Origin of the sequence: Paenibacillus germinis, assembly GCF_013141785.1 — a bacterium.
Taxonomy (GTDB): Bacteria; Bacillota; Bacilli; order Paenibacillales; family NBRC-103111; genus Paenibacillus_E; species Paenibacillus_E phytorum.
The window spans coordinates 165,510-180,285 of record NZ_WHOC01000094.1; the positions used below are offsets into that span (position 1 = coordinate 165,510).

Sequence of the window (14,776 nt, forward strand, 5' to 3'; positions counted from 1 at the left end):
ATGTTTAAAATACAAGCTTATCGTTTTATTATCGTTGGCCTTTTATCTGTATTAATTGATTCTTCTAGTTATTTCATCCTAAAAGCCTTTGTCCAGCCTTCGTTGGCCAAAGGCATATCTTTCTGTCTTGGGACTATATTGGCCTATTTACTTAATAAGCAGTGGACGTTTGAAGAGAAAGAACACCAAAAAGTAAAAATAATAAAGTTCGTATTTCTCTATTTGTTTTCGTTGAGTGCAAACGTTCTCGTAAATAAGATGAGTCTTCTACTTTTCCCCGAAGCTTACATCTTTTCTTTTCTCGCAGCGACTGGTACTAGTACTGTTCTTAACTTTATAGGACAAAAATGGTGGGTGTTCAGAAAATGATTAAATTGTCTATAGTAGTACCTTGTTACAATGAAGAAAAAAATATACCTTTGATTTTAGAACGGTTCGAATCTTGTATTAAGCGTGATGACATTGAAGTCATCTTAGTTAACAATGGTTCATCAGACGGAAGTCAACAAGTATTAGATCAACTTATTAATAATTACTCTTTTGCCAGAACAGTACATGTTGAACAAAACCAAGGTTACGGTTACGGTATTCTATTCGGATTATCCCAAACCAGAGGAGAATATATCGGATGGACCCATGCAGACATGCAAACCGATCCTGCCGATTTATTGAAGGCTCTCAATATCATCGAAACTAATGACAATTCGCAAAATCTGTACATCAAAGGACTGCGCAAAAATCGTCCGTTATTTGATGTGTTCTTTACATTCGGCATGAGTATTTTTGAAACTATTTTTATGAAGAAAAACCTTTTTGATATCAATGCTCAACCTAATGTATTTCATCGTAGTTTTTATAAATCGTGGAATAATCCCCCTCATGATTTTTCATTAGATTTATATGCCCTTTATATCGCCAAAAAGAACGGTTTGAATGTTATTCGTTTCGATGTTATTTTCCCGAATAGAATTCATGGCCAATCAAGTTGGAACACGGGTCTTGCGAGCAAATGGAAATTTATAAAACGTACTTTGCAATATAGCATTAAGCTAAAGGAGGAATTAAACAATGGAGTTCATCGCTCATAGAATAAATACAATTGAGGAGCTCAAAAAAGTACCTGTTGAGTATGGGGTTGAGTTGGATCTAAGAGATCGCGGTGAACGCCTTATTATATGCCATGACCCCTTTAGCGATGGGGAAGACTTTGAAGAATATCTCAAACACTATCATCACGGTACAATGATATTAAATATCAAGAGCGAACGGATTGAATGGAGAGTTCTGGAGTTAGTAAAAAAATACAACATCCAAAAATATTTTTTCCTAGATTGCTCGTTTCCAATGATTGTTCAACTTGAGAAGCATGGAGAAAATAATATTGCTCTCCGTTTCTCCGAGTTTGAAGGTATTGATACAATTATGAACTTACAGGGGAAAGTAAAATGGATTTGGGTAGATTGCTTTACAAAAATTCCATTGGACTATAATACTTATAAATCTTTAAAACAGATGGACTTTAACTTCTGTTTAGTATCTCCTGAATTACAAGGGCGACCTGAAGATATCATCCCATATAAGCAATATTATAAAAGAAACAATATTCTTTTTGATGCAATTTGTACTAAAATTTATAATATTTCAGCATGGAGCTAGTCGCTAATAATCTAATTGCTGACAATTGCTTAACAACAAATGAGCTTCGTCAACGACAAGTTCATCACGTTATGGCGTGTATTAGCTCACAGTTTATGTTTTCACTTATAATAATAACAGCTATTTGAGATATTTGAAGTTTATTACTCTCATTAGAGGGTAGCAGAGCAACGTTAATATATCAAAATCAAATGCAGGAGACCAAAGATGCATCTTAGTACCGCAAAGCACCAACAAAAAAATCTATTTTATTTATTGTTAATCCAATTGCGTCCCAGACAATGGACTAAAAATGTACTAATTCTTGCAGCATTAATATTTTCTATTAATCAAGTAAATGTGAACATGTTTTACAAGTCTATTTTGGCCTTCTTTCTATTCTCGATTGTTTCGTCATGCGTATATATCGTGAATGACTTCATGGATCGCGAGGCCGATTCCAATCATCCAACTAAACGCTTTAGACCAATGGCTTCTGGAGCATTGAACCCCTTTCTTGCTATTTCAGTTGGATTAATATTACTACTTGTATCGTTATCAACTTCATATTTCCTTAATATACGATTTGGATTAATTTTATCTTTGTATTTTATCATCAATATTGCGTACAGCATCAAACTAAAACACGTTGTCATTATTGATGTTATGATTGTCGCTTCTGGATTCGTGTTGAGATCTATCGGTGGGGGATTTGTTATAGGCGTCCATCTAACTCCATGGTTTTTAATTTGTACCATGCTATTATCTTTATTTCTTGCAATAAGCAAAAGAAGGCATGAATTTATTATAGCGCAAGAGAACAAGTATGTTCATCGTAAGGTTCTTAAATTTTATAACAAAGAACTATTAGACCAAATGAACAGCATCGTTACAACAACTACTATAATAAGTTATGCGCTTTTTACATTCACGTCAGGACGAACAATCTACCTTATGTGGACTATTCCCTTTGTCATTTACGGCATATTCCGTTATCTATACTTGATTCATGTAGAAGGAAAGGGTGGAAGCCCGGATAAGCTCTTGTTTGAGGACAAATCTATCTTAGTTGCTATTTTCTTTTATGCAATAGTTGTTATCACTATTTTATATTTATTTGAATAGAGGGATATTTGATAGTTTTACATGCTCCATTTACTAGTCGTTGTTATTCTCTTGGCTGCGAAGTAGATATAATGAATGGAAAGCCAAGCTTCGGAAGAGTTAGATCTTATCAAGATGAAGTTCGATGCGGTTAAGTAAGGAATTTATTGAATAGATACACATTTGGCACACAATCTTACTTGATACTAACTTTATTAAATGAGGATAAACATGTGATGCGCATACAAGCAACAACAAAAAGAGACATCGAACTAGATTGCTATCGAGGAGGTGCGCTATTATGGGTCATTCTGATTCACTGTCTTTATTGGGTAGGATTTGTGCCTAACAATAATTATCAAAGCTACCTTTTGTTTGAAATGCCTATGTTCTTTTATATCGCTGGAGCAAGCAATACTCTGGGAAACAAAAAAAACATATTTCAATTCTATAAAAGTCGGTTCGCTAGAATCTTAATACCATACTGGGTTTATGCAGCAATTTGTATTACTATTTCAGAACATACAATTCTATTCATGGCTCAACCTGATAAAGTAATTATCCTTAATTGGATAATTCCAATTGAAAATCCTATGTCTTCAATATCATATATTTGGTGGCATCTTTGGTTTATCCCTGTATATCTATTTGTCATGCTTTTATTCCCCTTTTATCTTAATCTATATAAAAGATTACATTCACAAAAGTTATTAAAATATACACCTTTTCTACTTTTTATTATACTAATTTTCTATTTTGACCATTTTAATTTAGATTGGCACTATTATAAATTATTTAAACAAGTTTTATTTTATAGCTTTTGGGTATACTTAGGTATTTTCTATTCTGAGTTTAAACAGAGTCCTTGGCCCAGAACACTAATTGTGTTAACGGGGTTAATAACCATTTTTCTTATTATTTTTTTAATCTTTAAAATGCAGTATCCGATAAACATGCAATCGAATAAATTTCCGCCTAATTTAGCTTTTCTAATGTTGAATATAGGTTATTTATGTTTATTTTCCCTTTTGAAAAATTATATAGTGAGATTACTTTCTTTATCTATCATAAATACCGTAATTAAAACCTTTGCTACTTACGGCTATACAATTTATCTATATCATCCGTTTGTTTTTTTAACTGTTATGACTTATATTAGTAAGTTCAACTACTCCCAGAAATTATTAGAACATCAGTATATTTCAACATTATTATTGTTTATAGTTATTACTTTAATAAGTATGCTTCTTCCTAAATTTTTTGGATGGCTAGAGAAGCCAATAAAGATAGAAACAAACAAATGAGGAAGTTCAAAAAGGAGGATTAAACAGATTTTGACAAATGATAAACGAAAAATTATGATTTTACTAAACTCCTATAGTGCTAAGATTATTATTAATTGGTTTACTATTATTTCCGGCCTTTGCATGACCACATTATTACTTGGTAACCAAGACAAACCATACGGCGAAATAAATCTTATTCTTTCATTAATACTCTTGATAATAATATCTCTTAGGTTCAATTTACTTATTAGGATCTATGCTTCTTTTAAGATAAGGTATGCTTTGATTGCTCTTTTGTTTTCGTTTGTATTCGCCCATTATAATAAAATATCTCCTAATAATTTATTAAACGTTCATCCTTTTAAATATCTTGCATTCTCTGTTTGGACATCTTTTTATGATATTATAACATACGTCATAGTAATTTTAGGCTTATTTGCTATTTTTTCTGTTTGGTACACATTCTTTAAAATATTTATTCCACTTGTCATCATTTTTTTAAAAAGTTTTAACAAATTTGAAATCCAATACATGATGGTCTCAATCTTGTTATACAGTATTTTAATAGTCTTTGTTCAAACAAATACAACAGCATTTTTTATGCCACTCGTTAAAAATGGTTCTTTTATTCCATCTGATATCATTTATACAGCAGATTCTGGAAGTCATACATTCACTAATGTAAATATCAATATTAATGCAAGTGAAAACGATTTACGTCAACCTTTGTTTGCCATTTTTGCAATGCCATTCGGCATTATTTCAAAGATAATTTCTTGGGCACTCCCTTTTTTGCCGAACTCTTCATTTATTTCTACATCTATTATTCACTTAATTCTTATGAATCTAACATATATTATGGTGTCTAGAATGCTAAATATACGAGAAACTTTAAAGAAGCTTTTCTTGATTACGACATCAATAACGTTTCCATTTGCATTGTTTTCTATTGTTATGGAACAATATGTAATAGCGACTTTTTGGATGATTATATTTATATTTTCAAGTTTAAATAAAAAATCCAATATGACAATATTTGCTCTTACTGGTGCAACCGGTGCTATGTTAACTAGCGGTATACTTGCTCCACTTCTGCTATTAAAAAAAGATTTTAAAATTACAACAGTTATTAATTATATATTAAATAGTCTAATACTTTTTATTTCATTTACAATTTTAAGTGGACAGGTTTCACATTTTATAAGGTTTCAAAATACAATGGTCAGATACAAAGAATTTACTGGAGCAATTATCCCTTTCATTAGTAAATTACAACAATTTTCAAGTTTCGTCCTGAGTTGTTTTGTTTATCCTGATAGTAGCGCAACTTTTTCAACAAGGGTATTAATTGATTTTTCCGGCGCTGTGGTTTCCTACGATTTGGTGCCTGTTTACCAGCTGATATCAAGCGGGGGCATTAACCTTGGTGGAGTCGTTATATTTATTCTTGCATTAATTAGTTTTTTAATTAACTATAAAGATGTATTTGCCCGAATATGCTTATTTTGGGTGCTGTTTTCTTTTGTAATTTTATGTGTTATTGGTTGGGGGACTGCAGAAAATGGTTTGGTATTGTATATTGTCTATTTCTCTTGGGCGTTTACTTCTTTGATATTTTTATTGTTTGATAAATTATTTAACAAATTCCCACTATTATTGGTCCCTATATACTTTTTTTCCCTAATCGTCATATTAACATTTAATATAGTAGGAATGTATAATATAATCAATTTTGCAATCAAATTCTATCCCGCATGAAGCAAAATAGCCTGTTTAACAGAATTTGGAGTCTTCACAAATTACAAAAATACGATACCACCAAAGAACTCTACTCCATAACAACTATTACTTTAAAAGAAAAAGAACAATCCTATCTAGTGTGAAATTCCCCATAAGAAAAATTGTAATTTACCATTCAATACTCACCACAACCATTAGCAACATAACGGATACTGTTCTTGAAGATGTTGAAAAGTAGCAAAAGTGTCCCACTGGAGAATCAATATTTGGTTATTTATTTGGACTGATTGCAAATCAAACTGAAGTGAAACACCGTTATCAGCTTGGCTATGGGAATAAATGAACACGGCTTTCGAGAGATTCTCAGATTCTATACGGCGGTTAAGAGAGTGCCAATGACTGGAGAGACTTTCTGAAAGACTTAAACTGTTATGGTGTAGAAGAGTCTGTTAGTCTGTTCGATGGGTTTCCTTGGCTGAGAATGCCTATAGGCAGGTCGATCCGCAAGCACTGTATGATGCCTTACACTGTAATTCCCGAAAATCCGTGCAACAAGATAAAAGTGAATTCTTAGGTGATTTAGAAGCGATTTTGATGGCTCTCGCGGGATTCGATAACTTTAATGCAAAGTCAGGTAAAACTATCCTAAAGACTGGATTCTTGGGAAGAGCAATTCCAACACTACTTATCTTTTACAAATATCCATATCTCATTAAGGGAGCCATCTATATATCTTATCTAATCAAACGGACCAATTAAGAACTGAGGAAACGTTTTGCGTCCGATGAACATTTTAACGAATATGGACGCTGCGGAAAAGATCATTTACCTCGAAGTTCTGGCCTACAATGATGTAAGCCTAATTACAGCATAAGAACAAGAGATTTAAGGTTATTGTCATTAACATGCAATGTACTACCAGAAATCAATTTCAAATTGGCTCAGTTAGCGTACTTATACTCTAGTCTCCCACTGAGAAACATTATACTAACTCTATATACCTTTACTCTGTCTTTCTTTCTCCATAAGGACTTTGTGATCCACATTATCCTGACGTCTCAAGAGCCCATATCTAACAAATATGTACAGTGAGTGCTCTAATTACCAAAAATCATGATACTAGGTTCCTTTAAGAAAAGTGTAGAATTATCTTCGTAAAAAAATGTTATTTTTGATATCGGTTGCTTCTTATCAAATAAAAAATATCCATACTTATTATAACCTTCTGTTTTTTCAATGGTATTAGCAATTTCATTTCCTGTAGAGTCGTATGCTATTACCTTAATTCTTTTATTAAATATTGATCCTTTATCCAATAAAAAACCAATAACCTTCCAATTTTTACTCTCAGGGTTAAGTGTTTCAATATCAATTTGATTTATTAGCTGATTACTTGCTAATTTCGATGAATTAAATAATATTCTGTTATTATCTTTACATATAATCCAAGGGTAAGGGTTGACCGGCAGACAACCATTAGTATCAAAATTAGTATATAATTCATTCCATTGTGAAAATGATAAGTTCTTATACTTATAGGGATCTGATGCATTATAGCCATTCAATGAATACAAAAGAACACAAAAAACCCCAGCTATTATTTGATTTTTTCTCTCTCGAAAGAACGAAACGAATAAGGATATTATTGATATAAATAATAATGCATTACTGAAAAAGAAATTCCTTATATTAGGGACGAAAAAAGTTTTATCAATTACTGGTGCTTGTCTAATGTATGGAACTGTCATTGAGAAAAATATTGATGCTATTGCTAAAAGATTCGCGGAAATGATAAAGATATAAATTTTATTATTTATTTTCTTTCGAATTTGAAATAAAACAATTAATGTTATCACAATTATTATTACAGGAACAATATAACTTGTCCAAATATTGGCGTTGTTACTCAATTTAAATGCAAAGCCAAATATACTTTTGATATAGAATAAGGTCGTTTGTCTTAACATTACAAATATACTAATATTATCCGATACTTGGTTTGAAGTGGGTTGAGATGTCCAAGTAGCCCTATTGATAAAGACTATTATGATTTGTATTGTTAATGATATTAATGAGGTTAAATAATAAATAAGTGTTTTAAAATTTTTATATCTTAAATGATAGATAAACATAAAGAGGTATATAGGGAAGAATAAAATAAAATAAGCTTTAGAAGATAATATTAGAAAAGTTAGGATAGAAGCTGTAATGACTATAATTCTTTTTCTTCTTTCGAAATTATAAAACAGCAACATGAAACATGGTATTATACCCATATAAGCGAAATTAATAAATGTATACAATTCATAATCATGAAATAAACCTGCACCTAAAGAAATTGCAATCAGTAATCGAATAAAATCAGGCTTTATTATGGATCTAAATTCATTAAGAGTAATAAATGAAGCAAACACAGCTATTAAAATGATACTAATTGCTTGCGCAAATATCGGAAAGTTAGCTTTGATATGAAAAAATTTCACTAAAAACAATGCTAAAAGTCTCGGGAAAAGTGGTAGGTATCCCGCATCCAATGTTTTAATATTATCTAGCCAACCTTTAGAATTTGCATTGTTAAAAAAATTAGTAGCAGATTCGGCCCATATTTCAGCAGATGTTGTTAATGAAGGAAAACGTAATAAAATCAATATTACAATAACACAAGTCGATAATAAGAAATTAATGTTTATGAAACTATTTTTATAATTGAATATTTTTAATGAAGCTAGCATTAATACAATACTAAACAAAAATCCAAATAATAGATTGTATTTTTGGGTTGGTACAATTTCTTTGAAAACTAGTCCCCATTCAGACTTTTGAACGTTATCAATGGAAACAGCTCCTAAAGATAGATCTTTAGTTAACCATGCGGTTACAGCATTACCAACTTCTCCTGACAATCCTTTTATTTGTAGATTTACATTTCCTTCAATAAAATTGTTAGTTGAAAACAATATTTTTTTATATGCATTATCTTTTAGTTTTTCGGTATTAATCAAAATAGTCTCTCTAGTGCTACCTTGTTGCAGAGAAACTTCCAATACTGATTTATTCTTTCTATTGTATGTAGAAAATAGCACCTCAATTTCTATTGTTTTACCAACGAAATTTTTAGGTATCCTGATCTCTTGCTCAATTAACTTATCTTTAATAATCTCTCCTGAAGGTACTTGTTCATGCATTTGATTAAACATTATTATTTTTGTAGTAAAAACATTATTAATAGAAGCATATATAAATGAGACTAGAATAGATACAATTAATACACATAACCAAATAATTTTTCTCGAAAAAACAATATTTTTTTTCAAAATTTCCCCTCCGGAGCATTATCAATAACTACTATCCGTTCATCGAAAAGAAAAATTCCATAAGAATTTTTTCTAAACAATTATCTATACGTTCAGAATAATTGCAAGTACAATATGATCACTATCAGTTCATATTCTCTTCTAGTTCCTTTATAAATACTCTAAGCCCATCCCGCCAATGCCGCATTTCCTTGAATCCATTCGCGCGGATCGCTTCGTGCTCCATTGCAGAATTCCGTGGTCTTGGAGCAGGCCGTGGGAACTCTTCTGTCGTACAAGGTTCCACCCTGATGTTCATGCCATTCTCTTCAAAGATCGCACAAGCAAAATCATACCAAGAACAAACACCTGAATTAGAAACATGATAGATGCCATAATAATCAGTTTGAACAAGTTGTTCAAGAAACAAAGCAAGATCTACTGTATATGTCGGTGATCCAAATTGATCACTTACCACCTTCAGAGAATCTCTGGTCTGGGCCAGGCTTAACATCGTATTAACGAAATTGGAACCATAAATGCCATACACCCAAGAAGTTCTTACGATGAAATATTTGGATGATAACGATTCTACATGCTGTTCTCCAGCTCTTTTGGACTTCCCATAAACGCTTTGAGGATTAGTATCATCGTCTTCTCTATAAGCATTCGTAGCGGTACCATCAAATACATAATCCGTGCTAATATAGCAAAATTTCGCTCCTATACTCTCTGCAGCCACAGTAAGATTCTTAGTTCCATCAGCATTGACTCGATAAGCTATTGCTTCCTCCGTCTCAGCAAGATCAACAGCTGTGTACGCAGCACTATGAATGATAACATCTGGCTTCAAGGCTTTCAGAACCTCAAAACATTGACTTTCATTTGTAATATCCAGTTGCTCTCTCCCAAGACCGTGAACCTCATGCTTAGCACCTAGCAGTTTTACAACATCTTTCCCAAGTTGACCATTAGCCCCGATAACTACTATTCTCATTATCTGGCACCAAGTCGTGAGCCGTATTGCTCGGCAAAATATGTTTGATACTCACCCGTTTGAATTCGTTTCCACCAGTCTTGATTATCCAAGTACCAACGAATCGTTTCATGAATACCCGTCTCAAAATTATGCTTCGGCTTCCACCCAAGTTCCTCCGTAATTTTCGTTGCATCAATGCCATATCGACGGTCATGACCTGGTCGATCTTTCACGAATTGCATCAAAGATTCTGGTTTACCCAGCTCACGGAGAATAGTTTGTATGATTTGAATATTCGTTCTTTCGTTATTACCGCCGATATTATAAACCTCACCATTAACCCCTTTATGTAAAACAAGATCAATCGCGCTACAATGATCCTCGACATATAGCCAATCTCTAATATTAAGACCGTCTCCGTAAACAGGGAGAGACTTATTGTACAAAGCATTCGCAATCATTAATGGGATTAACTTTTCAGGGAACTGAAACGGTCCATAGTTGTTGGAACAACGTGTGATGTTAACCGGTAAACCAAATGTCTCATGATAAGCCCGTACCAGAAGATCGGATCCGGCTTTACTTGCAGAATAAGGGCTGTTCGGAGATAAAGGAGTTTCTTCAGTAAAAAGTCCTGTCACACCTAGTGAACCGTATACTTCATCCGTGGAGACATGGACAAACTTCTTAACCGAATATTTCCTAGCTGCTTCAAGTAAAACTTGTGTACCCAGCACGTTCGTCTTCACAAAAACATCCGGTTCCAGAATACTCCGATCCACATGGGATTCCGCGGCGAAATGGACAACCGTATCGATACCTTGATCGAACAGACTGTTCACTAGCTCCATTTTTGTGATATCACCCTTAATGAATGTATATTGGCTATTTTCTTGAATCGATAAAAGATTCTCTAAATTCCCAGCATACGTCAAAGCATCAAGATTAATAATTTCATAGCTAGGATAACGATCCAGCATATAATGAACGAAGTTGCTGCCGATAAACCCGGCTCCACCAGTAACAAGTAATTTCATATATGTATGACTCCCATTTTAAAAGTTTAATTCCGCATCTTTTAGCAGCGGGTGCTTCTGATCTTTATCAGAAAGAATAGGTTTAGACGTTGGCCAATCAATACCTATCGCTGGATCGCTCCAAAGTATACCCCTATCGTGTTCAGGGGAGTAGTACTCGTCCACTTTATAAAGTACCTGCGTATTAGGAACAATCGTACAAAAGCCATGAGCAAATCCTTGTGGAACCAGTAGTTGACGCTTATTAGCCTCGCTTAGAATAACCCCTACCCACTGGCCGAACGTAGACGAGTCCTTGCGGATGTCTACCGCGACATCATAAATGGCACCTGAAGCTACGCGTAAAAGTTTTGTTTGTGCTTTAGGATTCAGCTGGTAATGTAGCCCACGCAAAACACCGGTTTCCTCTGATAAAGAATGATTATCTTGAATAAACTCATGCTCAATTCCGAGTTCAGCAAAAATCGCTCTACTATAACTCTCCATAAAAAATCCCCGATTGTCACCATGGACATCGGGCTCTACAATATATAATCCTTTTAATTTCGTAGATATAATATTCATCGTTGGCACCTCTTACAATTTAAGTTTCCCAAACTCTTCACTAAATAATAAATCCTTAGCCAATTCATTAGCCTTGGCTAACGAGGCATGTGTTCCTGCATCAGTCCACCATCCATCAAGAATATCGTAGCTGAGTTCGTTCCTCACGATGTATGCATTATTAACATCCGTAATCTCAAGCTCACCTCGACCTGATGGCCGCAAGGTTTTTACAATATCAAAAACAGATCTGTCATACATATATATACCCGTTACTGCATAATTACTTTTAGGCTTCTTAGGCTTCTCTTCGATAGAAAAAATTTTCTCTCCTTGAAGTTCAGGAACACCGTATCTTTGAGGGTCTTGGACTTCTTGGATAAGTATTTTTGCGCCATTACGCTGAGCCCTGAAGTTATTTACAAAAGGAACAATACTTTGTTCAAATACATTATCACCAAGAATTACAACCATTTGATCTCCACCAACAAAATGCTCAGCAAGATCAAGAGCTTGAGCAATTCCTCCAGCTTCATCTTGAACTTTGTAAGTAAAGGTTACCCCCATTTCCTTTCCGCTTCCTAGAAGGTTAACGACATCACCCATATGATCTTTACCTGTTACGATAAGAATATCAATAATATCCGCTTCTTTTAGCTTTGCAACGGAGTGGAAAATCATTGGATATTTACCCACTGGAAGTAAATGTTTGTTTGTTACTTTGGTTAAAGGATATAACCTTGAACCTGTACCACCCGCTAGAATTATTCCTTTCACTTTGAAACACTCCTTGAAAACATAGTTTAATAGTAAAATATACGGTATTCAAATTAATGGATAAAAGGGATCTTGTTTGGTTATATATTTTGAATTTAGAGTATAAAATAAGGAATTATCTTGGTCGTTATACCAATTACTTTGTTTCGAAACAAACAACTCATCAGGTATAGCTTTAATAAATTTATTATATTGATATATTTGATTAAATCCGAAATCAATAAATGCCATAGGACTTTGATAGAGCGGATTTAAGCCATTTGATTTCAGTAAATCATCAACCCTTACTATCATGATTTCTGGGCTTACTGCTGAATAATTTTGAGCTATCCTTAATCTCCCCATATACCCATAATAGTTATTGTTATTATTCTCATGGATGTTATATATTTTTTCATCTGTAATCGCTAACCCAAATGTATGAATTCTTCTATTTTTATTTAAAATTTTAGTTGTAACAATAGATAAATAATTTTCTTGAATGTTACTTACTAAAATCTTATCCCAATTATCTGCGAATATTTCAATAGTATCATATATGAAAATAATAAAAGATGTATCTTCTAGTGAAATAGTATATCTATTAAATTTTTCTACAAACTTATTATTACTTATACCAATTACATATACATTATCCGTCAAATAAAAGTCATTACTATGTGACAAGCTAAAATAATAAATTAATTTTGTATTTAAATTTAGTTTTGATACATAGGAATGTATATCTTCTGCCTTGAAGAAATCACCATAAATGAATAATGCATATTCATTTTTACATGGCTTTTTAATTGAATATTTAATGTTAAATGAACCTATAAATCCCCCATAATTAACTTCTTCAAATTGCACATTTTGATTGGTGACAAAATCACTAATTGCATAATGACCTGCTTTTAGTGCATATCCTTTTTTACTTATGTCAAAAGCAGTTGATGAAGAGTTTATTCGCCAATGATAAAGCACTTTTGAAATGTGAGTAATTTTTTTTGTCATACTAGCTAAGCGAAGTATCAGATCATAATCTTGAGCACCATCAAATTCAGACCTCAAACCTCCACTCTTAACAATTAAACTTTTTCTAACAATTAAAAAATGGCAAATATAATTATAACTCTTGAGAGTATCAGGAGAATACGTTGGTTTTTTGTGTATTTCGATATGTTTCAATCCATTTTCAGTAATTTTATCTTCATCGCTATATATTATATCAGGATCACTTAAATTTATTTTTTTGATTACTTCAAAAAGTGCATCTGACGTAATAATATCATCATGGTCTAAAAAAGCGATAAACTCACCGTTAGTTAATTTTATTGCTTCGTTAGTATTGTCTGCAATACCCATGTTATCTGGCATATGTTTCACTATAATTCTTGGATCATTAAATTCAGATAGAGTTTTAACTGTTTCCTCATTGTTACTTCCAGCATTGAGTAAGCATAGTTCAAAATTAGAATAGGTTTGAGCAAGTACAGACAAAATCATTTCCCTCAAGTATGTACTTTTAGTGTTGTAAATCGGTACTACTATACTAATTAATGGGTTACGCTTAATATCTTGGTAAATATCAAGAGACGTGCTATATGTCAAATTATATTTTTCTCCAAAAAACTTTTCCATTGTTTTGTAATATGTTGGTACGATTCCATAATTCTTATAGTAATTGTAGAAGCGTTTAAGTAACATTTTCAGAGGTAATTCTCTTACTCTTAACATGTTTACATCCTACTTTCTAAGAAACTTAATCATTTTGAATAGGAGATAACACATGAATAACAAAATTATTGTTGATACCAAATAATTTTCAATATTAAATTCTATATTGTAATTAAGATTAGCAACTAATTGTCCATTTCCTGATTTAGAATTTAAAATTACAGGATTATTATCTTTAGTTTCATCAAGCCAAACAGTCACAGCATTTTCTCGATTAGTATCTATTGAATATATTCTAACATTGTATATTGTCCCTTTTGATTTCTTAATAGAATCAAAATATATCATTCTGTATTTATTATCTTCGATCTGATTATTAGGTATTAATTCTTTTCTTATTATTTCATTATTGAATATTAGTTCTACTACAGTAGTCCCTGTATTTTTTCTATTAAAAGTGGAAAAAAATATTTCAATCCCATTTAATCCATCGTATTTTGATTTGAAGTTTTGTTGTATATCAATACTATTAGTTATTTCATTTATATGATAGCTAAGATTAACACCCAATTTGTCTTTTTTTATGTTAAATTCATTTGAAATTGGTTGATAATTGTACCTTACATAATAAAAACTACTAATCAATACAAAAAACATCAATAAAACAAATATTAAATTAAACTTTCTCATTGTTTACCCCTTAAGAAAAATATCAGATTCAATAAT

General features: G+C 32.3%; 13 protein-coding genes. 6 read left to right on the forward strand and 7 right to left on the reverse strand.

The window, feature by feature from the left end; genetic code table 11:
- From GC102_RS40630 to GC102_RS19590, 6 genes are all read left to right on the forward strand, one after another.
- Positions 1-369, forward strand: a complete 369-nt coding sequence (locus GC102_RS40630) for a GtrA family protein (RefSeq protein ID WP_171691030.1) — start codon at positions 1-3, stop codon at positions 367-369.
- A complete protein-coding gene (locus tag GC102_RS19570) occupies positions 366-1,088 on the forward strand; it encodes a glycosyltransferase family 2 protein (protein WP_171691031.1) in 723 nt (240 codons plus the stop codon). The genes GC102_RS40630 and GC102_RS19570 overlap by 4 nt, the downstream gene beginning before the upstream one ends.
- Complete coding sequence (locus tag GC102_RS19575; protein WP_171691032.1) at positions 1,069-1,656, forward strand: PI-PLC domain-containing protein; 588 nt, start codon at positions 1,069-1,071, stop codon at positions 1,654-1,656. The genes GC102_RS19570 and GC102_RS19575 overlap by 20 nt, the downstream gene beginning before the upstream one ends.
- A 207-nt stretch (positions 1,657-1,863) precedes the next feature.
- Positions 1,864-2,760 carry a decaprenyl-phosphate phosphoribosyltransferase gene (locus tag GC102_RS19580; RefSeq protein WP_171691033.1) on the forward strand — a complete coding sequence of 299 codons (897 nt, stop codon included), beginning with the start codon at positions 1,864-1,866 and terminating at the stop codon, positions 2,758-2,760.
- Between the two features lie 215 nt (positions 2,761-2,975).
- Complete coding sequence (locus GC102_RS40635) at positions 2,976-4,043, forward strand: acyltransferase family protein (RefSeq protein ID WP_376769390.1); 1,068 nt, start codon at positions 2,976-2,978, stop codon at positions 4,041-4,043.
- Between the two features lie 30 nt (positions 4,044-4,073).
- Complete coding sequence (locus GC102_RS19590) at positions 4,074-5,783, forward strand: hypothetical protein (RefSeq protein WP_171691035.1); 1,710 nt, start codon at positions 4,074-4,076, stop codon at positions 5,781-5,783.
- 1,079 nt (positions 5,784-6,862) lie between these two features.
- Here the strand turns inward: GC102_RS19590 and GC102_RS19595 are convergent.
- The 7 genes from GC102_RS19595 to GC102_RS19625 all read right to left on the reverse strand — a co-directional run bounded on the left by GC102_RS19595 (position 6,863) and on the right by GC102_RS19625 (position 14,740).
- Positions 6,863-9,079, reverse strand: coding sequence for a hypothetical protein (locus GC102_RS19595; RefSeq protein ID WP_171691036.1), 2,217 nt, complete (start codon positions 9,077-9,079; stop codon positions 6,863-6,865).
- 124 nt (positions 9,080-9,203) lie between these two features.
- On the reverse strand, positions 9,204-10,055 hold the full coding sequence (rfbD, locus tag GC102_RS19600; protein WP_171691037.1) for a dTDP-4-dehydrorhamnose reductase: 852 nt from the start codon (positions 10,053-10,055) through the stop codon (positions 9,204-9,206).
- Positions 10,055-11,074: a dTDP-glucose 4,6-dehydratase gene (gene rfbB / locus GC102_RS19605; protein ID WP_171691038.1), complete on the reverse strand. Its 1,020-nt coding sequence runs from the start codon at positions 11,072-11,074 to the stop codon at positions 10,055-10,057. Before rfbB ends, rfbD begins: the two co-directional genes overlap by 1 nt.
- Positions 11,075-11,092: 18 nt before the next feature.
- Positions 11,093-11,638: a dTDP-4-dehydrorhamnose 3,5-epimerase gene (gene rfbC / locus GC102_RS19610; protein WP_171691039.1), complete on the reverse strand. Its 546-nt coding sequence runs from the start codon at positions 11,636-11,638 to the stop codon at positions 11,093-11,095.
- Positions 11,639-11,650: 12 nt separating this feature from the next.
- Positions 11,651-12,394, reverse strand: a complete 744-nt coding sequence (locus tag GC102_RS19615) for a sugar phosphate nucleotidyltransferase (RefSeq protein ID WP_171691040.1) — start codon at positions 12,392-12,394, stop codon at positions 11,651-11,653.
- A gap of 48 nt (positions 12,395-12,442) precedes the next feature.
- Complete coding sequence (locus GC102_RS19620; RefSeq protein WP_171691041.1) at positions 12,443-14,110, reverse strand: glycosyltransferase family 2 protein; 1,668 nt, start codon at positions 14,108-14,110, stop codon at positions 12,443-12,445.
- A gap of 9 nt (positions 14,111-14,119) precedes the next feature.
- Positions 14,120-14,740 (reverse strand): hypothetical protein, encoded by a 621-nt coding sequence (locus tag GC102_RS19625; protein ID WP_171691042.1) that lies wholly within the window; start codon positions 14,738-14,740, stop codon positions 14,120-14,122.
- Positions 14,741-14,776: the final 36 nt, after the last annotated feature.